Annotated in this window: 22 protein-coding genes and 2 riboswitches; of the genes, 13 read left to right on the forward strand and 9 right to left on the reverse strand. The window is 72.0% G+C overall.

Going from position 1 to position 23474, the window contains the following annotated elements:
• Positions 1–3 precede the first annotated feature (3 nt).
• From AB0N27_RS29030 to AB0N27_RS29050, 5 genes are read left to right on the forward strand one after another with little or no spacing between them, the layout of a single operon-like run.
• On the forward strand, positions 4–2580 hold the full coding sequence (locus tag AB0N27_RS29030; RefSeq protein WP_364376644.1) for a LuxR C-terminal-related transcriptional regulator: 2577 nt from the start codon (positions 4–6) through the stop codon (positions 2578–2580).
• A complete protein-coding gene (locus tag AB0N27_RS29035; protein ID WP_364376647.1) occupies positions 2577–4490 on the forward strand; it encodes a nitrate- and nitrite sensing domain-containing protein in 1914 nt (637 codons plus the stop codon). The genes AB0N27_RS29030 and AB0N27_RS29035 overlap by 4 nt, the downstream gene beginning before the upstream one ends.
• On the forward strand, positions 4487–4936 hold the full coding sequence (locus AB0N27_RS29040) for a roadblock/LC7 domain-containing protein (RefSeq protein WP_364376650.1): 450 nt from the start codon (positions 4487–4489) through the stop codon (positions 4934–4936). Before AB0N27_RS29035 ends, AB0N27_RS29040 begins: the two co-directional genes overlap by 4 nt.
• Positions 4914–5294 (forward strand): DUF742 domain-containing protein, encoded by a 381-nt coding sequence (locus AB0N27_RS29045; protein ID WP_364376653.1) that lies wholly within the window; start codon positions 4914–4916, stop codon positions 5292–5294. The genes AB0N27_RS29040 and AB0N27_RS29045 overlap by 23 nt, the downstream gene beginning before the upstream one ends.
• A gap of 57 nt (positions 5295–5351) precedes the next feature.
• Positions 5352–6083, forward strand: coding sequence for a cellulose binding domain-containing protein (locus AB0N27_RS29050; RefSeq protein WP_364376656.1), 732 nt, complete (start codon positions 5352–5354; stop codon positions 6081–6083).
• A gap of 59 nt (positions 6084–6142) precedes the next feature.
• On the opposite strand, the gene AB0N27_RS29055 is transcribed toward AB0N27_RS29050, so the two are convergent.
• A complete protein-coding gene (locus AB0N27_RS29055) occupies positions 6143–6613 on the reverse strand; it encodes a nuclear transport factor 2 family protein (RefSeq protein ID WP_364376659.1) in 471 nt (156 codons plus the stop codon).
• Between the two features lie 126 nt (positions 6614–6739).
• On the opposite strand from AB0N27_RS29055, the gene AB0N27_RS29060 reads away from it, so the two are divergent.
• Together AB0N27_RS29060 and AB0N27_RS29065 are read left to right on the forward strand one after the other, a co-directional pair.
• Complete coding sequence (locus tag AB0N27_RS29060; RefSeq protein ID WP_364376662.1) at positions 6740–7366, forward strand: TetR/AcrR family transcriptional regulator; 627 nt, start codon at positions 6740–6742, stop codon at positions 7364–7366.
• A 54-nt stretch (positions 7367–7420) separates the two neighbouring features.
• The gene (locus tag AB0N27_RS29065; protein WP_364376665.1) at positions 7421–7642 is read left to right on the forward strand and encodes a hypothetical protein; all 222 of its coding nucleotides are present in this window, start codon (positions 7421–7423) and stop codon (positions 7640–7642) included.
• 73 nt (positions 7643–7715) lie between these two features.
• Here the strand turns inward: AB0N27_RS29065 and AB0N27_RS29070 are convergent, their stop codons facing one another.
• From AB0N27_RS29070 to AB0N27_RS29080, 3 genes are all read right to left on the reverse strand, one after another.
• Positions 7716–8711: a ribonucleotide-diphosphate reductase subunit beta gene (locus AB0N27_RS29070; RefSeq protein WP_364376716.1), complete on the reverse strand. Its 996-nt coding sequence runs from the start codon at positions 8709–8711 to the stop codon at positions 7716–7718.
• 53 nt (positions 8712–8764) lie between these two features.
• Positions 8765–11110: a ribonucleoside-diphosphate reductase subunit alpha gene (locus AB0N27_RS29075; RefSeq protein WP_364376718.1), complete on the reverse strand. Its 2346-nt coding sequence runs from the start codon at positions 11108–11110 to the stop codon at positions 8765–8767.
• A gap of 190 nt (positions 11111–11300) precedes the next feature.
• A riboswitch (cobalamin riboswitch) is annotated at positions 11301–11517 on the reverse strand.
• A gap of 75 nt (positions 11518–11592) precedes the next feature.
• On the reverse strand, positions 11593–12819 hold the full coding sequence (locus AB0N27_RS29080; RefSeq protein WP_364376668.1) for an MFS transporter: 1227 nt from the start codon (positions 12817–12819) through the stop codon (positions 11593–11595).
• Between the two features lie 41 nt (positions 12820–12860).
• On the opposite strand from AB0N27_RS29080, the gene AB0N27_RS29085 reads away from it, so the two are divergent.
• The 3 genes from AB0N27_RS29085 to AB0N27_RS29095 all read left to right on the forward strand — a co-directional run bounded on the left by AB0N27_RS29085 (position 12861) and on the right by AB0N27_RS29095 (position 16239).
• On the forward strand, positions 12861–13961 hold the full coding sequence (locus tag AB0N27_RS29085) for an ROK family protein (protein WP_364376671.1): 1101 nt from the start codon (positions 12861–12863) through the stop codon (positions 13959–13961).
• Between the two features lie 147 nt (positions 13962–14108).
• A complete protein-coding gene (locus AB0N27_RS29090; protein ID WP_364376674.1) occupies positions 14109–15503 on the forward strand; it encodes an enolase C-terminal domain-like protein in 1395 nt (464 codons plus the stop codon).
• Positions 15504–15516: 13 nt separating this feature from the next.
• Complete coding sequence (locus tag AB0N27_RS29095) at positions 15517–16239, forward strand: FadR/GntR family transcriptional regulator (RefSeq protein WP_364376677.1); 723 nt, start codon at positions 15517–15519, stop codon at positions 16237–16239.
• 10 nt (positions 16240–16249) lie between these two features.
• On the opposite strand, the gene AB0N27_RS29100 is transcribed toward AB0N27_RS29095, so the two are convergent.
• From AB0N27_RS29100 to AB0N27_RS29120, 5 genes are all read right to left on the reverse strand, one after another.
• Positions 16250–17212, reverse strand: coding sequence for an aldo/keto reductase (locus AB0N27_RS29100; protein ID WP_364376680.1), 963 nt, complete (start codon positions 17210–17212; stop codon positions 16250–16252).
• Between the two features lie 34 nt (positions 17213–17246).
• A complete protein-coding gene (locus AB0N27_RS29105) occupies positions 17247–18059 on the reverse strand; it encodes an ATP-binding cassette domain-containing protein (RefSeq protein ID WP_364376683.1) in 813 nt (270 codons plus the stop codon).
• Complete coding sequence (locus tag AB0N27_RS29110; protein ID WP_364376686.1) at positions 18059–19111, reverse strand: ABC transporter substrate-binding protein; 1053 nt, start codon at positions 19109–19111, stop codon at positions 18059–18061. Before AB0N27_RS29110 ends, AB0N27_RS29105 begins: the two co-directional genes overlap by 1 nt.
• A 40-nt stretch (positions 19112–19151) precedes the next feature.
• Positions 19152–20159, reverse strand: coding sequence for an ABC transporter permease (locus AB0N27_RS29115; RefSeq protein ID WP_364376689.1), 1008 nt, complete (start codon positions 20157–20159; stop codon positions 19152–19154).
• A gap of 419 nt (positions 20160–20578) precedes the next feature.
• Positions 20579–21457, reverse strand: a complete 879-nt coding sequence (locus AB0N27_RS29120) for an amidohydrolase family protein (RefSeq protein ID WP_364376692.1) — start codon at positions 21455–21457, stop codon at positions 20579–20581.
• A 230-nt stretch (positions 21458–21687) separates the two neighbouring features.
• Positions 21688–21842: riboswitch (cobalamin riboswitch) on the forward strand.
• A 34-nt stretch (positions 21843–21876) separates the two neighbouring features.
• Between AB0N27_RS29120 and AB0N27_RS29125 the strand changes: the two genes are divergently transcribed.
• The 3 genes from AB0N27_RS29125 to AB0N27_RS29135 are packed head-to-tail and all read left to right on the forward strand — an operon-like array spanning position 21877 to position 23422.
• The gene (locus tag AB0N27_RS29125; protein WP_364376695.1) at positions 21877–22080 is read left to right on the forward strand and encodes a CbtB-domain containing protein; all 204 of its coding nucleotides are present in this window, start codon (positions 21877–21879) and stop codon (positions 22078–22080) included.
• Entirely contained in the window at positions 22071–22838 is a 768-nt protein-coding gene (locus tag AB0N27_RS29130; protein ID WP_364376698.1) for a CbtA family protein, read from the forward strand. Before AB0N27_RS29125 ends, AB0N27_RS29130 begins: the two co-directional genes overlap by 10 nt.
• Positions 22835–23422, forward strand: a complete 588-nt coding sequence (locus tag AB0N27_RS29135; RefSeq protein ID WP_364376701.1) for a histidine phosphatase family protein — start codon at positions 22835–22837, stop codon at positions 23420–23422. The genes AB0N27_RS29130 and AB0N27_RS29135 overlap by 4 nt, the downstream gene beginning before the upstream one ends.
• Positions 23423–23474: the final 52 nt, after the last annotated feature.

Raw genomic sequence — 23474 nt, forward strand, 5'->3', positions numbered from 1 at the left:
ACAATGATCATGAATGACGTCGCCGAGTCCCGACTGCTGCTGGGCAGGGGGGCGGATTCCCTTCTGGACCTGGTCGGGCGAGACCCCCGGGGTCCGCTCGTCGTCGGGGTGAGCGGGCCGGGCGGGCACGGCAAGACCGCCCTGCTCGCCCAGGTGGCCCGCACGCGGCGGCAGGCCGGGTTCGCTGTCCGCACCGGCGCCCCCGAACCGGGCGAGACCGTCGACCCGGACGCGCTGGTGCTCGTCGACGACGCGCACCTGCTCGACGACGCGCGCCTGGGCGCGCTGCTGCGCCTGGTGGCCGGCCGCCGCCACCGGCTCGTGGTGGCGTACCGCCCGTGGCCCCGGTCGACGGCTCTCACCGACCTGGCGGACGTCCTTCGACGGGACGGGCAGGCGGTGCTGCTCGGCCCGTTCACCCGGGAGCTGACCGCGGCCTACCTCGCCGCCGTGCCCGAGCTGGGTGGACGCGGCGACCTGGCCGACTTCGTGCACACGCAGACCGCCGGGGTGCCCCGGGACGTGGAGCGGATGGCCCGTGGTCTGGCCGGCGCGGACGCCTCGGCCGCCACCCCGGTGGAGGCACCCCGGTCGATCCTGCTGGAGTTCGGGCCGGATCTGGAGGCGCAGCCCACCGCCGTGCGGCGTCTGCTGCTCGCGGTCGCGGCGGGCGTTCCGCTGCCGGTGAGCATGCTCGGCGCGCTGCTCGACAAGGAACCGGAGGCCGTGGACGAGCTGATCGCCGCGACCCGGGCGGCGGGGTTGATCGGCGCCGACGGCCGGCTCGCGCCGATCGTCCGGCGGGTCGTCACGGCGCTCAGCCCGGCCACCGACCGCACCGCCGTGTGGCGCCGGCTCACCGAGTTGCAACTGGCCCGTGGAGGCGCGGTCCTGCCGCTGGTCCGTTCCCTGCGGGCGGTGGGCGCGCTCGCCGACTGCCCGGCCACGACCCTGACGGCCGCCGCCACGGAGGCGCTCGCCGACGAGCCGGCGTTCGCCGCCGACCTGTTCGCGGCGGCCACGGCCGCCGGCGCGCCGGCGAGCGCCAGGCAGGCGCTCGCCACGGCCCTCGCCGGCGACCTCGACGACGCGCTGCGACTGGCGGACCGGCTGCTGGCCACCGCCCCGCCGGCCGAACGCGCCGAGGCGGCAGTGGTGGCCGCGACCGCCCTGGCGCACCGGGGGCACGTCGGTCGCAGCGTGGAGCTGTACCGGTGGTCGGGCAGCGCCTCGTCGGTCGCGTTCGCCACCGTCGGCGGGCTGGCCGGCGGTGACCTGGCCGCCGCCCGCGAGGCGCCGGCGGGCGACCCGGCCGGCGAGCCGCCCACATTGCGGGCCAGCGCGGCCCGGCTGATGGCCGACGGGGTACGCGAGAGCGTCACCGGCCCGCCGACCGCCGCCCTCTCCGCCTTCGTGCAGGCCGCGGCCCTGCTGGAGCCGGACGGCCGGGCGGCGCTCCTGCCGGACAGCCCGGCGGCGCTGGCCGCCCTGACCGCCGTGCACTGCGGTGAGCTGGAGATCGCCGAACGGGTGCTGCACCGGGCGCTGGCGGCCGGTGTGGGCGGCCCGTTGATGACCCGCCGGCACCGCCTGTTGCAGGCCTGGATCCTGATGGTTCGGGGTCAGACGGCCGCCGCCGCGGACCGTCTCGCCGCCACCACGGCCGACGGGCACCCGCTGGAGTCCCGCGATCTGCTCTTCGCCGCCGCGCTGCGGATGGGCATCGCCAGGCGCAACAGCGACCTCGGAGCGCTCAAGGGCGGCTGGGGGCAGGCCCTGGAGGCGGTGGTGCGGCACCCCGTGGACCTGTTCACGTTGCTGCCCCTGGGTGAACTCGCCATCGCGGGCGCCCGCCTCGGCGACCTGGCCCGCCTGGAGCCGTACCTGCGCGAGGGCCGATCCCTGCTCAACAGGCTGGGCGATCCACCACTGTGGAGCGTCCCGCTGCACTGGAGCGGCCTGCACGCGGCGATCCTGGCCGACGAGCCGGCGGTCGCCGACGACCGGGTCGCCGCGCTGCTCGCCGCCGCCGGCCACAGCCGGTACGCCGCGGTCGTCGCCGCGGCGGCGGAGAGCTGGGTGGAGGTGCTGCGGGGCGCGGTCGACCCGGTGCGGGTGGAGGCCGCCGCCCGCGGGCTGCACGACACAGGCCTGTGGTGGGACGGCGCCCGGCTGGCCGGGCAGGCCGCGATCCGTACCGCCGACCGCAGGGCCATGACCACGCTGCTCGAATGCGCGCGGGCGTTGCAGGCCCGCCCGGCCGGCGTCGACGGCGGGCAGCGGCCGGCTACCGGCGAGGACGCCGCGCAGGTCGCCGACGCCATCGCAGGCCCCACCCAGCCGGGGCTCAGCGACCGCGAGTACGAGGTGGCCGAGCTGGTCCTGGCCGGGCTGACCTACCGGGAGATCGGCGACCGGCTCTTCATCTCGGCCAAGACCGTCGAGCACCACGTGGCCCGGATGCGCAGCAGGCTCAACTGCGCCAACCGCGCCGAACTGCTCGCGCTGCTGCGGACCGTCGTCGCCGACCGGGCCAGCACCACCGCCGGACAGCCGTGGCCACGGCGGTCGACCCGATGACCCGACCAGGGATCCGGGCCAGACTCGTCGCGCTGGCGGCCGTGCTGCTCACGCTGTGGTCGTACGCGGCCTACCTGACCGGTCAGGACGCGGTCGACCTGCTGCGGGTCCGGGCACTCGCCGAGACGCTGGGCCAGCCCATCGACCGGCTGGTCCTGGGTCTGCAGACCGAGCGCCGGTTGACCGTCGAGACGATCGCCGCGCCCGGGTCTGCGGATCCCGCGCTGGCGGCGGCACGTGGGGGGACCGACCGGGCGGCGGCCGAGGTTCGCGCCTTCGCCGAGGGCAACGACCTTCGACTGCTCACCGCAGGCGCCGTACGGGATCGGGCCGACCAGCTCATCCGGCGACTGACCAGCCTGGGCACCATGCGTTCCCAGGTGGACGCCGGCCGGCTCGACCGCTCCGGGGCCGTCGACGGGTACGACCAGCTCGTCGACGCCGCATTCGCCGTGTACGGCCCGGAGTGGGGCGCGTACGAGAGCGACCTGGCCGCCGACACCCGTACGGTGATCGCGCTGGCGCGGGCCCGTGAACTGCTCGCCCGCGAGGACACGCTTGTCAGCGCCGCGTTGGCCGGCGCCCGGTTCGACCGCGACGAGCGACGTGGACTTGTCGCGCTTGTGAACAACCAGCGGTACGCGCTCGGCGAGGCGGTCGCTGCTCTGCCGGCGCAGCAGCAGCGGCTGGCGGTCGGGCCGCCCTTCACCGACCTGCTAGCCCTGGAGGAGGGGCTGTCGCGGACGGACACCGCCACCGTCGTGGACGGGATCACCAGGGCGGGCTGGCGGGAGACGGCCGACGGCGTCCTCGTCGCCCTGCACGAGCTGGTGACCGCGTCGGCCCGGGGCAGTGTGGAGCGGGCCACGCCTGGTGCGGCGGTGCTCGTCGCCCGTACCGGCGCGGTGCTGGGCCTCGGGCTCATCGCGGTACTCGCGATCCTGCTGAGCTGGGCCGGCCTGCTGCGGCGACTGACCGAAGGGCTGGCCCGCTCCCCCGCCGACGCGGCGGCGCCACCTCCGGCGCCGATCGACCACGCGCCGGCCCCCGAGGCGCCGGCCCGCGACGGTGCGGCTGCCCGGGAACTGGTGCTGCGGTTGACCCGCCGCAACCAGGCGCTGCTGCGTGACCAGCTCAACCTGCTGGACACCCTGCAGCGGCGGGAACGGTCCGCCGAGGAGACCGACGAACTGTTCCAGCTCGACCATCTCACCACCCGGGTCCGCCGCAACGTGGAGACGGTGATCGCCCTGGCCGGCGCGACGCCGGCCCGTCGCTGGCGGCGGCCGGTGCCGCTGCTCGACGTCGCGCGGGGCGCGGTCGCCGAGGTGGCCGACTACCACCGGGTCCTCATCGCGCCGCACTGGCCGTGGTCCCTCTCCGGCCCGGCCGTCACCGACGTCGTGCACCTGCTCGCCGAACTGGTCGAGAACGCCCTGTCCCAGTCGCCGCAGGACACCACGGTCCGGGTCGCCGGTGAGCAGTGGCCGCAGGGCTGCGCCGTCCTGGTGGTCGACGACGGGCCAGGCCTCGACGCGGACGCGCTGGCCGGCGCGAACCACCTGCTCGGCAACCCGCCGTCGGGCGACCCACCCACCGGTCCGGCGGGCCTGTACACGGCCGCCGTGCTGGCCGCCCGCTGCGGCGCGCACGTGTCGCTGCGGCGCAGCCAGCGCGGCGGTACGGCAGCGGTGGTCCTCCTGCCCAACGGTCTGGTCACGGTCAGCGCCACCGACGACGGGCCGGTGCCGCGGCATCCCGGCGCCGGGCACCCGCGCGGCGGGTTGGACATGGACGGGGACCTGCCGATGCGGATCCGTCAACCCGGGCCGATCGGGCCCAACCCCGGCAGCGCCGGCCCCGACACCGTCGAGTTGCCGGTCGCGAGAGCAACAAGGAGACATCGATGACGCACGCAGTGGCGACCGGGGACAGCCTGACCGGTGCCCTGGACCGGCTGGTCGACCGGGTCCACGGCGCGGAGTTCGCCGTGGTGCTCTCCCCGGACGGTCTACCCCTGGGCGGTTCCCGCCACGTGGGCGCGAAGCTGGCCGAGCAGATCTCCGGCGTCGTCGCCGGCCTGCTGGCGCTGGGACTGGCCGCCACCCGCACCTGCGACGCGGGTGGGCTGCGTCAGATCGTGGTGCAGATGTCGCGGGCGTTCCTGTTCGTCGCCACCATCCGCAACGGGACCATCCTGACGGTGCGGATCGCCGGGGACGACGCCGAGGTCGGCGACATGGCGTACGAGGTGGCGCTCTTCGTCGGGCAGGCCGAACGGCACCTGCCGGTCAGCCTGGAACCGGCCTCCTCGGTACGGAGCGGGGACGCTGGTGTTCACCAACGACTCCGCTGACGAGGCGTGGTACGACGACGACGCCGGGCCGGTGGCGCGGCCTTACACCATGACCGGTGGGCGTACGGCGCCCGAGCGCGGCCAGTTCGACCTCATCTCGCTTGTCGTCGCCAGGCGGGCGGCCACCCCGCGGACACCGCTCTTCCCCGAACAGGCGAGGATCGTGGAGTTGTGTCACCATCCAGTGTCGGTTGCCGAGGTCGGCGCCGAACTGGACCTGCCGTTGGGCACCGTCCGGGTGCTCCTCGGTGACCTGCTCGCGGCCGGCCTGATCGAGACGCACGAACCGCCGACGCTGTCGGAGCTGCCGTCCGCGGAGCTGCTCGAGTCGATACTCGTCGGGCTCCGCGCTCTGTGAGCGACCGGACGGACCGCGGGCCGCGCGCCCGGTGACGATGTGAGGGGGAGAAAGGCAGTGCCGGCACCACCGCCGCAGCCACGTCGTACCGTGGCGATCGTTCTGCTGGACCGGGTCGTGGCGGTCGCCTCGGCCACACGGCGGGTGCTCACCGGTCGGAGCGACGTCTCGCGGGCCACCTGGGTCGCGTTGGTCTCGGCGATCGGGGTGCTGGTCGCGACGACGGTGTCCGTTGTCGTGGTGCTGCGTACGCCGGAGAAGCTGGCGCCGGTGACCCTCAACCCGCCGCCGTCGGTCGACCAGGTCGGGACGCCCTCGGCAGGTACGCCCCGGGCGCACGCCATCCCGGCGGCCACCACCGCGCCCGCGTCGCCGTCGGGCAGCCCGGCCGCGCCGCCCTCCGCAGGCCCGCCCACCGGCGGGCCGACGCCGTCGGCCGGAACGACGGCGCCGACGCCCGCCGCCCTGGGCGCGGAGTTCGCCATCGCGGACACCGCGCTGCTCAGTTACGGCGCCAGCGTGACGATCAGCAATCCCGGCCGGGTGCCGGTGCCGCAGTGGACGCTCGCCGTCACCCTGCCCCGCGAGTCACTGCGGGTCAGTCAGGTCGAGGGCGCGCGGGCCGTGCAGGACGGTGCGGTGTGGACGTTCGTGCCCGACGGCAGCGCCGGGCAGGTCCCCGCCGGCGCGTCGGTGCGTGTGACGTTCCGGGTGAACGGCGCCACGGTCGGCGCCTCCCCCACGGCCTGCACCATCGACGGGACGGCGTGCGCCGGCATGCCGGACTGAGCGCGTTCGCCACCTGACGTTCTCTACCGGCAGCTCGGCTTGCGGCATCCGCCGAGCAGCTACGCCCCTGTGGCGGCTGCCTTGGCGGCCTCGACCGCCGATGTGAAGTCGGGGCCGGCACCGATTTGGGCGAGCATCACGTTCGTCGCGTTGTAACAGTTGAACCTCTCGATTTTTCCATCCCGGAGATACCAGAGGTCCGCCGCCGGCATGTCGATACGGTTACCGGTCGGACGGATGTCGCCGACCGGAGTCGGGAACGCACCGAGATGTGTTGCCTGAATTCGTAGTTCGACCGCGACAACATCACCGAGCGCACGCATCTCGATCAGCTCCCGGTGGATGTCGGGGAAAATGCTGGCGAAGCCCGTGAGTGCCTGCGGAATCTCGTCCCCGCGGAACGTCAGCGAATTGGGCACGTCGTTGAACGTTCCGTCCTCGGTGAACAGGGCGCGAAAGCCAGGTCCGTCGAGGACGCTTCCCTCCGCCAGCCGGTACGCCTCGCGAACAACCTCTTCGTTGGTCTGCACTGCCACTCTCCTCGGTGCTCGGTGCTCGGTGTTGCTACAGGAAACTCCGACGCGGTCCCACTGATGCGCGCTCGCCACACGCTAACAAGTTTTTGACCGTATGGTCAATAATGTAAGCTCGCCCACGTGCCTCGTCCCCGCAAGTTCCGCGAGAGTGATGTCGTCAGCAGCGCCAGTGAGGTGTTCGCCGTGCACGGCCTCGCCGCTGCGACACTTGATGACCTGGTGCGGGCAACCGGCCTGGGGAAGCAGAGCTTGTACAACGCGTTCGGCGGGAAGCGGGAATTGTTTCTCCGGGCACTCTCGGAGGACCGGGAGGAGGCGACGCGCGCCGTCTCGGAGGCACTCGGCCACGACGACGCCTCGCCACTGGAACGAATCAGGGGTCACCTGCTCCGGATGGCGATCGAGTTCAGTAGCAGTGATCGGCGGGTCTCGCTCACCACCCGTGCGCTTGTCGAATCGACAGGTGCGGAGGACCCGCTCTCGACGGCCACGAAGGCCGGTATCGAACAGCTCGCCGGGGTCTATGCCCAGTGCCTGGACCATGCGCGGGAGTACGGGGACATTCCGCAGGACGCGAATGTGCAATCGTTGGCCGTCTACTTCGTGGCAGTCACGCGAGGGATGGAGTTGCTGGGCCGCGCCGGTGTCGGCCGCGGCGTACTCACCGCCGTGGCACTCGACTCGCTTCGCGTGCTCCAGGCCCAGCGGGCGGAAGAGCCAGGTGCCCGCCCGCCCGTGCGGGAATGACCGCCGGCTGAGCCCGATCGCGGCACCAGGTCCGTCCGGTTGACCGGAACCCTAGTGGGCGACCTCGTCGCGGACCTGTCGCACGTGCCGGAAGGCGACAAGCAGAGCGGCGACGAGACCGACCGCCAGCAAATTCTGACCACCGTGAACACCACGGTGTCGCCCGTGGAGTGGGGCGGGAAGGCGTTCCTGACGAGCCAGCCGACGCCGATGCCGAGCCCCAGACACGCGTGCACGCGGCCCGCAGGCGCGGGGAGGGCTGCGGACGCCCGATGATCGACGTCCACGGATCCCGTGCGGCCAGACGTTATCGCACCGCCACAACCGCTCCCCGCCCCTGCGCCGCCCCTCAGAAGTCGTCGTCGAAGGCCACCGCGCCGGTCACCCCCACCTGGTACGCGGACACCCGCCGCTCGAAGAAGTTCGACAGTTCCTGAACGTCCTGCAACTCCATGAAGGCGAACGGGTTGGCCGAGCCGTAGTGCGCGTCGATGCCGAGCTGGGCGAGGCGGCGGTCGGCGACGTGCTGGAGGTACTCCCGCATGTCGGTGAGCGTCAGGCCGGGTACGCCCTGGCCGACCAGGTCCTCGGCGAACTGGACCTCGCACTCGACGGCCTCGGTGAGCATCTCGCGGACCTGGTCGGCGAGGTCGTCGTCGAACAGGTCGGGTTCCTCGGCGCGTACGGTGTCGACGACGTCGAACGCGAAGGCCATGTGCATGGACTCGTCGCGGAACACCCAGTTGGTGCCCGAGGCCAGCCCGTGCAGCAGGCCCCGGGAGCGCAGGAAGTAGACGTACGCGAACGCGCCGTAGAAGAACAGCCCCTCGATGCAGGCGGCGAAGCAGATCAGGTTGAGCAGGAACGTCCGCCGGTCCGCACGGGTCCGCAGCTCGCGCAGATCGTGCAGGGAGTCGATCCACCGGAAGCAGAACTCGGCCTTGCGGCGGATGGAGGGGATGTTCTCGATGGCCGAGAAGGCCGCGAACCGCTCGGTCTCGTCGGGCACGTACGTGTCGAGCAGGTTCAGGTAGAACTGGACGTGCACCGCCTCCTCGAACAGTTGCCGGGACAGGTAGAGCCGACCCTCGGGGCTGTTGACGTGCTGATAGAGGTTGAGCACCAGGTTGTTGGCGACGATCGTGTCGCCGGTGGCGAAGAACGCCACCAGACGGCTCACCAGGTGCCGCTCGGCAGGTGAGAGCCTGTCCAGGTCGGCGAGGTCGGCGTGCAGGTCGACCTCCTCGACGGTCCAGGTGTTGCGGATGGCGTCGCGGAACCTGTCGAAGAAGTGCGGGTAGCGCATCGGGCGCAGGGTGAGATCCATCCCGGGGTCGAGCAGCATGTGCGTGGTCCTCGTGTCGGTGGTGCCGGGGTCGGTGGTGGCGTCGGCGGCGGTCACTGGCAGGCCTCGCACGACTCGGGGTTCTCCAGCGAGCAGGCCAGCGCCTCGGCGTCGACAGGGCCGACAGAGCCGACAGCCACGGACGCGGCGGGCGCGACGACGGCCACTGTCGCCTGCTGGATCCTCGTGGCCGGGCGCGATCGCAGGTAGTACGTGGTCTTCAGGCCGGCCTTCCAGGCGTACAGGTACATCGAGGAGAGCTTGCCGATGGTCGGCGAGGCCAGGAACAGGTTCAGCGACTGCGACTGGTCGATGAACGGGGCCCGGGCGGCGGCCAGGTCGATCAAGGCCCGCTGCGGCAGCTCCCAGGCGGTGCGGAACAGCTCCCGGACGCCGGCCGGCAGCTCCGCGATGTCCTGCACCGAGCCCTCGGCGCGCTTGATCGCCGAGCGGATCGGTTCGGTCCACAGGCCACGGGCCTTCAGCTCGCGGACCAGGGCGGTGTTGACCTGGAGGAACTCGCCCGACAGGGTTTCGCGCTTGAACAGGTTGGACACCTGCGGCTCGATGCACTCGTAGCAGCCGGCGATCGACGCGATGGTCGCCGTCGGGGCGACCGCCACCAGCAGCGAGTTGCGCAGCCCGTACGCCTCGACCCGCTCGCGCAGCGCGGCCCAGCGCGCGGTCTGCGTACCCTCGACGCCCCACAGGTCGGGCTGCAACTGGCCGCGCGCGGCGCGGGTCTGGGCGTACGCCGGGTGCGCGCCGAAGCGGCGGGCCAGGTCGGCGGAGGTTTCCAGCGCGGTCAGGTACAGCTCCTCGCTGATCCGGGTGGACAGTTCCCGGGCGGCCGCGGAGTCGAACGGCAGCCGCAGGGCGAAGAACACGTCCTGAAGACCCATCAGTCCGAGCCCGACGGGGCGCCAGCGCGGGTTGCTCGCCGCCGCCTGCGCTGTCGGGTAGTAGTTGATGTCGATGACCCGGTCGAGGAAGGTCACGGCGGTGCGTACCGTGGCGCGCAGCCGCTCCCAGTCGAGGTCACCGTCGGCGAGGTGGGCGGCGAGGTTGACCGAGCCGAGGTTGCACACGGCGGTCTCGGCGTCGCTGGACACCTCGATGATCTCGGTGCACAGGTTGGACAGGTGCACCACGTTGCCGTCGTCGGCGGTCTGGTTGCACAGCCGGTTCGCGGCGTCCTTGAAGGTCATCCACCCGTTGCCGGTCTGGGCGAGGGTACGCATCATCGTCGCGTACAGCTCCCGCGCCGGCACCTGCCGCACGTAGCGGCCCTGCGCCTCGGCGGCCCGGTACGCGACGTCGAACCGCTCCCCCCACAGGTCGGGCAGCTCGGGCACCTCGTGCGGGTCGAACAGCGACCACATCCCGTCGGCCTCGACCCGGCGCATGAACTCGTCCGGGATCCAGTTGGCCAGGTTCAGGTTGTGGGTGCGCCTGGCGTCCTCGCCTGTGTTGTCCCGCAGGTGCAGGAACTCCTCGATGTCCGGGTGCCACGGCTCCAGGTAGACGCAGGCCGCGCCCTTGCGCCGGCCACCCTGGTTGACAGCGGCGACGCTCGCGTCGAGGGTGCGCAGCCACGGCACGATCCCGTTGGACTGCCCGTTGGTGCCGCGGATCAACGCGCCCCGGGACCGGACCCGGGAGTACGCGATGCCGATGCCGCCGGCGAACTTGGACAGGTTGGCGACCTGGGCGTACCGCTGGTAGATCGAGTCCAGCTCGTCGCGCGGGGAGTCGACCAGGTAGCAGGAGGACATCTGGGTGTGCCGGGTGCCGGAGTTGAACAGCGTCGGCGAGCTGGGCAGGTAGGCCAGGCTGGACATCAGCCGGTAGAAGCCGACCGCCTCGTCGGGGGTGGTGGACAGGCCGCAGGCCACCCGCAGCAGCCAGTACTGCGGGGTCTCCAGCACCAGCCGGGTGCTCGGGTGGCGCAGCAGGTACCTGTCGTACACCGTGCGCAGGCCGAAGTACTCGAAGCGGCGGTCGCCGTCCGGGTCGACGGCGTCGTCGAGCGTCGCGGCGTGCGCGGCCACGAACGCGGCGGTGTCGTCGCCGATCAGGCCCTCGGCGTGACAGGTGCGGATGGCCGCGCTGAACGAGATGACTCCCTGCCGGCGGACCTCCTTGTCGACGTACCCGGCCAGCAGTCGGGCGGCCAGGCGCGAGTACTGCGGCTCCTCGCCGATCATCTCGGCGGCGGTCTGGATGGAGAGCCGGTCCAGTTCGGCTGTCGTCGCGCCGTCGTACAGGCCGCTGATCGTGCGGGTCGCGACCCGCAGCGGGTCGACGTCGGTGAGGTCGTCGGACCACCGCTCGACGGCCCGGACGATCCTGTTGACGTCCACCGGTTCGGTGTTGCCATCGCGCTTGCGGACCCGCATCTGCGTGCGGCGCGGCGCCGTGTCGCTGGCGGTCGGGACTACCTCGGTGACTGTCACCACTCGCTCCTCGGAGTTCGAGACCTGATGGTCCGGACACGAGGAGACAGACACCGGCGGACGCCACGCCGGCACGGCGCGGGTCCTGTGGCGTCGGCCGTCCCACGCGGCCTCGGACCGCCGTTCGCCCGGGTGGGGCGTACGGCGCGCTGGCAGGTCTTCGGACTCGCGGGCACGACCGGTCTCGCCGGTCTCCTACCGGCCGTCGCTTCCCAGGCGTTTGGTGGCCCAGTGCTGATGACGGCTGTCGTTCCCACTCACCGCTGCGGGACAGTCCCGGATTCCCACCGGGTTCCCTCTTGCCTCGACCACTCTGGATGAGCGGCCGAACCAGCTGCGCTCGACACCATATATAGGGACGCCGTGGTTGTCACACCCCACATCTCGGTGTCGGGCGTGTCGGTGACTGCCGTCACGGCAGGCGTTCAGCTGGCGACGGCGATCGGCTCGGGGGTACGCGAGCGGCGCTCGACGGTGACGCTGACACCGGCCAGGCCCAACCCGAGCACGGCCAGGAGCACGCCGACCCAGGCCGGTGCGAGGTAGCCGAACCCGGCGGCGATGGCGACACTGCCCAGGGCCGCGCCGAGACTGTTCGCGATGTTCATCGCCGACTGGTTCATGGCCGCGCCCATGAGCTGGGCTCCCGGGGCGACGGTGATGAGGCGCGCCTGCAGGACCGGCCCGAGGTAGAGGCTCGTCGCGCCGACCAGGAACGCCCCCACGAACAGGCCGACGGGGTTCGACGCGACGAGGCCGAAGACGGTGATGCTCACGATCATCGAGACGAAGCCGACGATCATGCTGCGGCGCAGGTCCCGGTCCGCGAGCCAGCCGCCCAGCGCGTTGCCGACGGTCATGCCCAGGCCCACCGCGACGAGCGCCCACGGCACCGTCGCGGCGGCGAGGCCGGCGACGTCGGTGGTGACCGGGGCGATGTACGTGTTGACCGCGAAGAAGCCGGCGAACCCGACAGCCCCGGTGGCCGCGACGAGCCACACCTGCCGGGTCCGCAGGGCCCGCAGCTCGGCGGCCGGCGAGCTGTCCACCGCCGCGGCGACCTCCGGGACGACCGCCAGGACCGCCAGCAGCGTGAGCACGAACACCCCCGCGATGACCAGGTACGCGGTACGCCAGCCGGCCTCCTGCCCGAGCCGGGTGATCAGGGGTACGCCCACCACGTTGCTCACTGTCAACCCGCTGAGCACGGCGGCGAAGCCACGGGCCTCGTTGCCCGGGCCCAGCAGGGCCGCCGCGAGCAGACCTGCCGCCCCGAAGTACGCGCCGTGCGGCAGCGCCGCGACGAACCGCGCGACAAGCACCAGGTCGAACGTCGGGGCGGTCGCCGACGCGACGGTCCCGACGGCGAAGAGGACGAGCAGCCCGAGCACCAGCTTCTTGCGGGGCAGGCGCGCGCTCAGCGCGGCGATCAGCGGAGCGCCCACGACCACGCCGAGCGCGTACGCGGTGATCATCCAGCCGGCCCGGGCCACCGCGTCGGACGGCGACTGGGCGTACCGCTGCGGGAGAAGTCCCCGCGCGATGTCGGGCAGCAGGCCCATCGCCACGAACTCGGTCAGGCCTACCGCCACGCCACCGAGGGCCAGGGCGGCCACCGCCGCGAGGCGCCGATTTCTGCTCAGTCCATCCACCGGGAAAATTTAGCAACAGCGTTGCGTAATAGGGTGGTGGGATGACGCGCACCACAGCCGACGTGACGTTCCTGCGCGGCTACAACCAGGCGCTGGTCATGGCGGTGGGGCGTACCGTGCCGACGTTCGAGCGGTCGACAGTCGTCACCGCCACCGGCCTGACCCCGCAGGCGGTTTCCAAGGTCATCGCCCGCCTGACCGCCGACGGGCTGATCCGGTCCGCTGGCGTGCGCCGTCCGGGCATCGGCAAGCCCGCAGTCGTCTACGAACTGGTCCCCGACAGCCGGTACGCCATCGGCGCCCACGTCGCCCGGCGCACGCTGCGGCTGGTGCTCGTCGACCTGGCCGGCAGGGTGCACCACTCGGCGGTCAGCCCGCTCCCCCGCGACTTCACCCCCGAACACCTGCTGCACGCCCTGCGCGCCGGCATCGACGCGATCACCACGGACTGGGAGCCGCGAGGCCGGCTCACAGGCGTCGGCATCGGCATGATCGGCCCACTGGACCACGAGAACGGCCTGGTCCGCGACGCCCACGGCCTGCGGCACTGGCACGACGTACCGCTGCGCAAGCTCGCGCAGGCGCACCTGGGCCTGCCGGTCCACCTGGACAAGGACGTCACCGCGGGGGTCACGGCCGAGGCGTGGCGGCGTGGCGGGACCTTCGGCGACGCGGTCCTCATCATGGTCGAGTCCGGCATCGGCGGCGGCTTCTGGCTGGGCGGCACCGCCCACCGGGGAGCGCACACCAACGCCGGGGAGTTCGGCCACACGGTCGTCGACCTCGACGGACCGCGCTGCGTGTGCGGACGCCACGGGTGCCTGGAGGTCGTGCACAACCGGGCCGCCGAGGCCGGCGACATCGCGCGGGCCGCCCGCGTCCTGGCCGTCGGCGTGGTCAACCTGCTCCAGACCCTCGACCTCGCCCACGTGGTGCTGGCGGGCGCCGACCTCCTGCGGCACCAGGGCGCCTACCTCGCGGCGGTCGAGGAGGCCGTGCACACCCAGGTGCCCCGCGCGGACTGGCTGGTCACCGACGTCGCCCTGTCCAGCCTGGGCGCGGACGTGATCGCGGCGGGCGCGGCCATGCAGGTCCTCGACCGGCAGTACGGCGTACCGGGCCTCATCCCGCGCCAGGGCTGACCGGGGAGCCCTCCCACCGACTGGAAGGGAGCCCGGAAACATCGGATGTCTGGGCCCAGGCGTTGATCGACATCGTTGACGGCCCTGATCGGGCGTCCGTACACTCCCAGGCATCATCCGATCTTTCGTTAGCCGGGCGAGGAGCGCATGCCGCAGATCACTGCCGTCACCGTCGAAGACGTCCGCTTCCCCACCTCCCTGACCGCTGACGGCTCCGACGCCATGAACAAGGACGGTGACTACTCGGCGGCGTACGTCGTCCTGCACACCGACGGTCTGGACAGCACGGGTGCGCCGCTCGCCGGTCACGGGCTGACCTTCACCATCGGGCGCGGCAACGACATCGTCGCCGCCGCGGCGGTCCACCAGGCCCAGCGCCTGGTCGGCCTGGACGTGACGACGATGGCGGCGGACATGGGGGCCGTCTACCGCCTGCTCACCTCCGACTCGCAGCTGCGCTGGCTCGGCCCGGAGAAGGGCGTCGTGCACCTGTCCCTCGCCGCCGTGTTGAACGCCTCCTGGGATCTGGTGGCCCGGCTCGCCGCCAAACCGCTGTGGCGCCTGCTCGTCGACATGTCCCCCGAGCAGCTCGTCGACATCGCGGACCTGCGCTACCTGTCCGACGCGCTGACCCGGGACGAGGCGCTCGCCATCCTGCGCGCCAAGGAGAGCACCAAGGCCGACCGCCTCGCCGAGCTGCACCGCACCGGCTACCCCGCCTACACCACCTCGGCCGGCTGGCTCGGCTACGGCGACGACAAGCTGCGCCGGCTGTGCCAGGAGGCGGTGGACACCGGCTACGGGTACGTCAAGCTCAAGGTGGGCGCCAACCTCGACGACGACATCCGCCGGTGCACCATCGCCCGGGAGATCCTCGGCCCGGACCGCCACCTCATGATCGACGCCAACCAGGTGTGGGACGTCGGTCAGGCCATCGACTGGGTGACGGCTCTCGCCCGGTTCAAACCACTGTGGATCGAGGAACCCACCAGCCCCGACGACATCCTCGGCCACGCGGCCGTCCGCCGTGCCGTCGCGCCCATCGGCGTCGCCACCGGCGAGCACTGCCACAACCGGGTGATGTTCAAGCAGCTGTTCCAGGCCGGCGCCATCGACTTCTGCCAGCTGGACACCGGCCGGCTGGCCAGCGTCAACGAGATCGTCGCCGTGCTGCTCCTCGCCGCGAAGTTCGGCGTCCCCGTGTGCCCGCACGCGGGAGGCGTCGGCCTGTGCGAGATGGTCCAGCACGTCTCGGTGCTCGACTACGTCGCGGTCTCCGGGGATCTCACCGGCCGGGTCACCGAGTTCGTCGACCACCTGCACGAGCACTTCACCGACCCGTGCGTCGTACGGGACACCGGTTCGGGCAGCGGTTACGTCCTGCCCAAGCAGCCCGGCTACTCCACCCGGATGCGTCAGGAGTCGATCGCGCTGTACCGGTTCCCCGACGGCCACTACTGGGCGGCGGCGGACCCGGCTACCGTGTCATCTCCGGAGCCGTACGTCATCGCGGGTGGGACGGCCACCCCCGCCGGCCGTTAGGGGGTGTCGCGTCGTGTCCCGTACCGACGAGGTGGTGAACGGCATCAAGCGGATGATCCTCGAAGGGACGTTCAAGCCCGGGGATCGGCTGCCCGTCGAGAAGGACCTCGCCGAGTCGCTGGGCGTCTCACGGGGCTCGTTGCGCGAGGGGATGTCGGCCCTGTCGATCCTCGGCATCGTCAACATCCGGCAGGGCGACGGCACCTACATCACCAACCTGGACGCGCCGCAGCTGCTGGCGCCGATGGGCTTCGTCGTGGACTTCCAGGGTCAGGGCGACCCGCGGCACATCCACACCGTCCGGCGCCTGCTGGAGTGCGAGGCCGCAGGGTTGGCGGCGACCAGGATCACCGACGAGGCCCTCGCCCAGGCGGGAGAACTGCTCGACGAGGCGGCCCGGATCGCCGGCCGGTTGCCGCAGGACCACGAACGCATAATGGAAATCGACATCGCCTTCCACCGGATCATCGCGGTGCACGCCGACAATCCGGTGCTCGTCGGCCTGATCGAGGCGTTCGCCGGGCGCACCCTGCGCGGGCGGCTCTGGCGCAGCCTGCACGAGGAGGGCGCGGACCGGCGTACCCACGACGAGCACGTGGCGATCCTGAAGGCCCTCGTGGCACGCGACCCCGAACGCGCCCGCACCCGGATGGCCAACCACCTGATCGGTGTGGAGGAGTCGTTGCAGGAGCTGCCCGACGACGCCGACACCAACGGCGAGGCCGCCGGCCCGTGACCGCCCGCCCTCACGCCCGCACGTCGAGCAGCCCTTCGTCGTACAACGCCGTCCAGAGCTGATCGGGCACCTCGGCGGCCGTGCGGCGCAGGGTCTCGGTCACCTGCGCCTCATCGCGCATGCCGACCACTGTCGAGACCACTGCCGGATGCCGGCGGACGAACGCCAACGCCGCCTCGGGCAGGGTGACGCCGTACGACTGGCACACCCGCGCTGTCCGGCGGGCCTGCTCGATCACCTCCGGCGGGGCCTGCTGGTAGTTGTAGACCGCGTCGGACGGCGGGGTGTCCCGGGCCAGCAGCCCGGAGTTGTAGACCCCGGCGATCACCACGCCGACCCGGCGGGCCCGCGCGGCGGGGAGCAGGTCGACAAGCGCGCCCTGCTCCAGCAGGGTGAACCGGCCGGCGCACATCACCACGTCGACATCGGTCTCCGTCACGAACCGGGCGAGCATGGCGGACTGGTTCATCCCGGCGCCGATCGCGCCGATCACCCCCTGTTCCCGCAGCTCCACCAGCGCCGGCACCGCCTCGTACGCGGCCTGCTCCCAGTGCTCGTCCGGGTCGTGCAGGTACACGATGTCGATCCGGTCCAGGCCGGTACGCCGAAGGCTCGCCTCCAACGACCGCCGTACGCCGTCGCGGCTGAAGTCCCAGACCCGCCGGTGGTCGGCCGGGACCGCGAAGCCCTCCGGATCCGCCAGGTGGGCGGTCTCGGGCGACGGCACCAGCAGCCGGCCGACCTTCGTCGACACCACGTACTCGTCGCGTGGTCGGGAGCGCAGAGCCTCCCCGAGGCGTCGCTCGGACAGACCGAGCCCGTAGTGCGGCGCCGTGTCGAAGTACCGGATGCCGCCGTTCCACGCGGTGTCCACCGCCGCGGCGAAGTCCTCGTCGGACGTCGCCCGGTAGAGGTTGCCACCCTGCGCGGCGCCGAAGCCCAGCGCGGTGAGGTGCGGCGTGCGACAGGTCATTGGCCCCTCCCGCCGCGGTCGGCCCCGACCGCCGTCACCGGTCCTCCCGTTCCGCGCTCCCGGTCATCGCCGCCACCAGGTCGTCGGTGGTGACCTCGTCGGCGCGCAGCCGGGCGGCTCGCCGGCCCAGTCGCAGCACCTCGACCCGGTCGGCGATCTCCAGCACCTGGGGCATGTTGTGGCTCACCAGTACCACCGACATGCCGGCGTCCCGCGCCCGCCGGACGACATCGAGCACCCGTCCGGTCTGGACGACCCCGAGTGCCGCGGTGGGCTCGTCGAGGATGACCACGTTCGTCGCCCAGATGATCGCCCGGGCCACCGCCACACACTGCCGCTGCCCACCGGACAGCATGGCGATCGGGGTGGTGACCCGGGGGATCCGTACGCCCAACTCGTCCAGGGCCGCCGCGGCGCCCTGCCGCATGGCCCGCTTGTCGAGCAGGCCGAGCCGCCCGAGCGGGCCGGAGCGCACGATCTCCCGTCCCAGGTACAGGTTGGCCGCCACGCTGAGGTCGTCGGCGACGGCGAGATCCTGGTAGACCGTCTCCACCCCCGCGCGACGCGCGTCGACAGGGGTCGAGAACCGCACCTGACGGCCACCCACCCGGATCTCGCCCTCGTCGGGCGGGTGCACACCGGACAGGGTCTTGATCAGTGTGCTCTTGCCGGCGCCGTTGTCACCGATCAGCGCGACGACCTCGCCCCGGTGGACCGTGAAGTCGGCGCCGCGCAGCGCCTCGACGTGCCCGAAACGCTTGACGATGCCCCGGGCCTCCAGGACCGGCGGTTCCCCGGCCGGCGAGCGTTCGTCGGCCTCGACGGCGGCCGTCGTAGTCGTGGCCATCACTGCACCGGAGGGTTCGCGCAGCTGGGTTCGAGCACCGCCTTGGTCTCCGGCGAGTCGATGTTCTCCTTGGTGACGAACGTGACGCCGGTGTCGGCCGACGCCAGCGGCGCCTTGTCCCGCAGGTGCTTGACCATCTTGTCGACGCCGAAGTAGCCCATCTTGAAGGGGTTCTGCACGACAAGCGCCGAGATCTGGCCGTTGCGCAGGCCCGCGACCTCGTCGGGGGCGGCATCCCAGCCGATGATGACCACCTTGCCGGACTTGCCGGCGGCCTGGACGGCCTGCGCGGCGCCGAGCACGCTCGGCTCGTTGGCCGCGAAGATGCCAGCGAGGTTGGGGTTGGCGGTGAGGATGTTCTCGGTGACCCGCCGCGCCTCGTTGACGTCGCTGCGGCTGGGCTGCTGGCCGACCAGCTTGAGGTTGGGGAACTGGGCGAGGCCTGCCTTGAAACCCTCGACCCGCTCGGTGTTGGTCTGCGACCCGGGCTGGAACTCGACAAGCGCCACGTCGTGGTTGCCGGGGCCGAGTTCGCTGGCGAGCAACTTCGCGGCCTCGACGGCCGACGCCTTGTTGTCGGTGGCGAAGAGCGGCACCTCCGACGGCTGCGGGCTGGTGCCGGAGTCGATCATCGCGACCGGGATGTCGGCGCCGAGCGCCTGGTCGGTCGCCGGCGCCAACGCCTGCGAGTCGGTGGCCGCGTAGACGATCCCGTCGACCTTCTTGGTGACGAAGTTCTGGATCAGGTTGACCTGCCCCTCGACGTCGGTCTCGGTGGTCACCCCGTCCCACTGGACTGTGACGTTGCCGGCGCGCTGGGCGGCGCACTCGGCGCCCGCCTTGACCGTGTTCCAGTAGTCGGCGCCGACGGCCTTGGGCACCACGGCGAGCTTCAGTGGCCCGGCCGCGTCCCTGGTCGCGCCGTCGCCCCCGTCGCGGACCTCGACCCCGCCGCAGGCGCTGAGCAGCGCGGTCGCCGCGACGGCGACCAGCACGGCCCGGGTACGCGGAAGTCGGCCTCGGACCCGCCGGCTGGTGGTGGTGTGTGCCATGGTGTGTGTCCTTCCTCGTTCGGACTTCCGAAATGGCATGTCAACCCCGTGATTCCAGCCGCCGGCGGCGGAACTGGTCGAAGTAGACGGCGGCCCAGATGATCAGGCCGACGATCACCTGCTGGTAGTGGATGCTGATGTCGAGCAGCACGGCGCCGTTGCGCACCAGGGCGATGAGGAACGCGCCGATGATTGTCCCGACGATCCGGCCCTGCCCGCCGAACAGGCTGGCGCCGCCGATGACGGCGGCGGCGATGACGTCGAGTTCCAGCGAGACGCCGTAGTTGGGTTGACCGGAGTTGACTCGGGAGGCGGCGATCATGCCGCCGAGCCCGACCAGAACGCCCGCCAGCACGTACACCCCGGTGAGGTACCGACCCACCCGGATGCCCGAGCGGCGGGCCGCCTCCAGGTTGGAGCCCATCGCGTACGTGTACTGGCCGAAGCGGGTCTGGGAGAGCAGGAAGGCGACCCCGACCGCCACGAGCGCGGTGACCACCACGGCGAACGGGATGCCGATGATCTCGCCGTTGCCCAGCAGTTGGAAGGACCGGGGCAGCCCGTACACGCCTACCGCGCCGGTGATGATGAAGACCAGGCCACGACCGACCGACATCGTTCCCAGTGTCGCGATGAACGGCGGAATCCGGGCCACGGTGATCAGCAGCCCGTTCACCAGCCCGGCCAGGGCGCCGACGCCGATCGCGACAGCCGTCGCGGCCCAGAGCGGGAAGCCGAGGTCACGTACGACCATCGCGCCGACGACTCCGGCGAGCGCGGCGACCGACCCCACCGACAGGTCGATGCCCTTGGTGATGATGACCATCGTCTGCGCGGCGGCGATGATGGCGATCACCGCCGTCTGCGCGCCGATGTTGAAGAGGTTGTCCGCCGTCAGGAAGTAGGGACTGGCGACGCTCAGCGCGATGAACAGGACGACGAGCGCGGTGGCGGCGGTGAACTCGGAGACGGCGTGGGAGATCCGTTCCCGGAACCAGTCGCTGATCTCGCCGCGCTGCCTGCCGGCGGTTGCCTCGACGGTACTCATCGTCGGATCCGACCTCCCCAACCGTGGCGCCGGCACCCGACGGATCACCGCCGGTGAGCGGGGCGCTTGTCAGAAACCGAGCCACCCCGCAGGGGGAGCACGAGCGGCAGCCCGGATCACCCATCGAGATAGGTCGGATGTTTCCATCGATCAGGCGTTACCATGCCACGTATTCACGTATGTTGCCAAGGTCTTACCGCCAGGTTTTGGCTCCGTTATTCGACAGACGAGCCGCATACGTCTGATCAACCGGCACACGACAGCACGGCCACGGTCCACAGCGAACCGCCGCCCAGCAGGGACATGCTATCGACCAGGCACGATGCCTTGGCAGGACGTCGAGGACCGGAGTCGCCGGGGCGTACTCCCACGACGCGGTGGACGAGCGGCGGATCTCGCGGCCCGCGAGATCCGCCGTGTCACGACGTGGGCAGCCGGTACGCGCGACGAGCGGTCCGTCGCCAGATCGCCGCACGCTCGTCGTCGCCGAGCGGCTCCAGCAGGTCGGTGAGGGCCTCGATCCAGCGGAGGTACGAGGAGGCGAGCAGGCACACCGGCCAGTCCGAACCGAACATCAACCGGTCCGGCCCGAACACGTCGAGCGCGTGCTCGACGGCGGGTCGCAGATCGTCAGTCGTCCAGGATGGCCCGTCCACCTCGGTCACCAGGCCGGAGAGCTTCGCCGTCGTGTTGGGCTCGGCGGCGAGCGCGCCGAGGCCCCGAGGCCAGTCGCCGAGATCGCCGCGCCCCAGCGCGGGCTTGCCGAGATGGTCCAGGACGAACCGCGTGTCGGGCAGGTCCCGCACCAGCCGGACGGCGGCGGGCAACTGGTGGTCGCGTACCAGCAGGTCGAAGGCGAGGCCTGCGGCGCCCACGGCCGCGATGCCCCGCCGGACGTCCGGACGGTCGAGGTACGCCGGATCGGGTTCGGACTGCACGAGGTGGCGGATGCCGACCAGGCGTTCCCCGCCACGGCCCGTCCGGAGCCGGTCGAGACGGTCGGCGACGTCGGCGGCGGTGAGGTCGACCCAGCCGACGACCCCGGTGATGAGGGGATCGGCGGCGGCGATGCCCAACAGCTCCGGCGTCTCGGTGCGGGTCGCGACGGACTGCACGACGACGGTCTGGGTGACTCCGGCGGCGTGCGCGACAGGGGCGAGGTCCACCGGGGTGAAGTCGGCATCGATCGCGGCCATGGTGTCCGGGTCGATCCAGGGCTGCGGGTGTCGCGCCCGGACCCAGAGGTGATGGTGCGCGTCGACGACGTCCGGTCGCTCGACCGGCTCGCCGGGAGTCATCGGCCCCACCCTGACACGCTCACGTTCAACCCAGACCCCGCTCGTTCGGTTGGTCCATGTTAGCGGTAACAGTTTCCCGTCAAGCATCATATCTTTCTGCCCCTTCAGGGGGCCGGCGGTCCAATGGGAACGGTGCTGACGGGCCTTTTTGATAGGACGAATGTCGACCGATCATCCACCTCGACGAGCGCCGGCCCGGTCGGCGCGGCCGGGCTCACGGAGCCGGGTTGACCGTCCGGGGCGGCACCGATACCGTCGACCCACTATCTGCGGCGACGCGAGGGAAGCCGGTGTGAATCCGGCGCGGTCGCGCCACTGTGAGCGGTTCTCCAGCATTACCGGAGCCCGCGAGCCAGGACGCTCGGTCGTCCGCAGCCTTGCGATGGGGACGCGTCATCCCCGGGGAGGTTCGTGTATTCATGTCCAGTTCCACGTCCAGCCAGCCGTTGGTTCATCCCGCTGGCACCGTGCGTCTGTTGTGGACGGTCCTGGCGACGGTCGCCGCGCTCGCCCTGCTGGCCTACCTCGTCGCCTTCGACCAGGGTGCCGTCTCACGCAGTGGCATGTTCCTGCACGAGCTCATGCACGACGGCCGGCACCTGCTGGGCGTTCCGTGCCACTGACCACCACCACCGCTCCCCCGTTCGTCACCGTCCTCGCCCGTGGCCTGCTCGCCGGGCTGGTGGCCGGCCTGCTCGCGGGGATCTTCGCGTACGTCGCGGGTGAACCGCACGTCGAGGCGGCCATCGCGATCGAGGAGGCGGCAGCGGCGCACGCCGAACCGGCTGCCGGCGGGCACGATCACGAGGACACCCTGGTCGGCCGGAACGGTCAGCGCGGAGGTCTCTTCCTGGCCACCGGCCTGTTCGGCGCCGCGATGGGTGGTCTGCTGGCCACCGCGTACGTCCTGCTGGCCCGCCGTCGGCGCGTCCACGACGACGGCCGCTCGGGGCTGCCACTGGCCGGCGCCGCGCTGCTCGGCGCGGTCATCGTGCCGTTCCTCAAATATCCGGCGAACCCACCGGCGGTCGGTGACCCGGCGACAATCAACCAGCGCACTGTCACCTACCTGCTGATGGTGGTGCTCGGCCTGGTGGCGGTCTGGGCGGGCTCGTTGGGCTACCGGGCGGTCGGCACCGACGCGCCGGGGCTGCGCGCCGCGGCGGCAGTCGGTGGATTCCTGCTGGTCACCGTCGTGTCCTATGTGGTGATGCCGTCCTTCCAGGAGGTCCCGGCCGATTTCCCCGCGACCCTGCTGTGGGACTTCCGGCTGGCCTCGCTCGGCACCCAGGTGGTGCTCTGGACCGGGATCGGCCTGCTGTTCGCGGCCCTGATGCGGCACGGCCACCGTCGGGCCGCGGGCGCGGCACCGACCGGGTGACCACGACCAGCCTGCGGCTGGTCGCACACGCCCACACCGCCGCCCAACGGCGGGCCCGCTTCGGCGGCGCGGACGACGCCCTGGACGAGGGCGGCCTACGGGCCGCTCTCGCCCTGGCCGCCGCCGGGACCGGTCGCCGGGGGCACCTGGGCGTCGCCGACGTCTGTGTGTCCAGTCCGGCGGTCGCGGCCATCCAGACCGCGGGCGCGCTCGGCCTCGCGCCCACCGTCGAGGTCGCGTTGAGCGACTGCGACCACGGGGACTGGACCGGCAGGTCCCTCGACGAGGTCGCCGCCGACCAGCCCCGGGCGCTACGCGAGTGGCTGTCGGCACCGGAGGCGGCACCCCACGGTGGCGAGTCGGTAGTCGCGCTGCGGGAACGGGTCGGCCGCTGGTTGGACGGGCAACGCGGGAGCGGGCAGCGGATCATCGCGGTCACCCACCCGCTCGTCATCCGGGTCGCCGTCGTGCACGCCCTGGGGTTGCCGGTGGCGACGTACCGGCAGGTGGACGTCGAGCCGCTGGCGATCGTCCAGCTCACCGACCACGGCTCGCGGTGGCACCTGCGACTGGCCGCCCGCTGACCCCGACCGGCCCGCCGCGCGACTGGTCGACGCGCCGCTTCCCCGGGCCGAC

This window comes from Micromonospora sp. NPDC093244 (genome assembly GCF_040683695.1).
Lineage (GTDB): Bacteria > Actinomycetota > Actinomycetes > Mycobacteriales > Micromonosporaceae > Micromonospora.

What these genes read in the sequence shown, in the direction of transcription:
- AB0N27_RS29030 (WP_364376644.1), top strand. Translation starts at nt 4, where the DNA reads ATGATCATGAATGACGTCGCCGAGTCCCGACTGCTGCTGGGCAGGGGG.
- AB0N27_RS29035 (WP_364376647.1), top strand. Translation starts at nt 2,577, where the DNA reads ATGACCCGACCAGGGATCCGGGCCAGACTCGTCGCGCTGGCGGCCGTG.
- AB0N27_RS29040 (WP_364376650.1), top strand. Translation starts at nt 4,487, where the DNA reads ATGACGCACGCAGTGGCGACCGGGGACAGCCTGACCGGTGCCCTGGAC.
- AB0N27_RS29070 (WP_364376716.1), bottom strand. Translation starts at nt 8,711, where the DNA reads ATGCTGCTCGACCCCGGGATGGATCTCACCCTGCGCCCGATGCGCTAC.
- AB0N27_RS29075 (WP_364376718.1), bottom strand. Translation starts at nt 11,110, where the DNA reads ATGCGGGTCCGCAAGCGCGATGGCAACACCGAACCGGTGGACGTCAAC.
- AB0N27_RS29085 (WP_364376671.1), top strand. Translation starts at nt 12,861, where the DNA reads ATGACGCGCACCACAGCCGACGTGACGTTCCTGCGCGGCTACAACCAG.
- AB0N27_RS29090 (WP_364376674.1), top strand. Translation starts at nt 14,109, where the DNA reads ATGCCGCAGATCACTGCCGTCACCGTCGAAGACGTCCGCTTCCCCACC.
- AB0N27_RS29100 (WP_364376680.1), bottom strand. Translation starts at nt 17,212, where the DNA reads ATGACCTGTCGCACGCCGCACCTCACCGCGCTGGGCTTCGGCGCCGCG.
- AB0N27_RS29105 (WP_364376683.1), bottom strand. Translation starts at nt 18,059, where the DNA reads ATGGCCACGACTACGACGGCCGCCGTCGAGGCCGACGAACGCTCGCCG.
- AB0N27_RS29110 (WP_364376686.1), bottom strand. Translation starts at nt 19,111, where the DNA reads ATGGCACACACCACCACCAGCCGGCGGGTCCGAGGCCGACTTCCGCGT.
- AB0N27_RS29115 (WP_364376689.1), bottom strand. Translation starts at nt 20,159, where the DNA reads ATGAGTACCGTCGAGGCAACCGCCGGCAGGCAGCGCGGCGAGATCAGC.
- AB0N27_RS29120 (WP_364376692.1), bottom strand. Translation starts at nt 21,457, where the DNA reads ATGACTCCCGGCGAGCCGGTCGAGCGACCGGACGTCGTCGACGCGCAC.
- AB0N27_RS29125 (WP_364376695.1), top strand. Translation starts at nt 21,877, where the DNA reads ATGTCCAGTTCCACGTCCAGCCAGCCGTTGGTTCATCCCGCTGGCACC.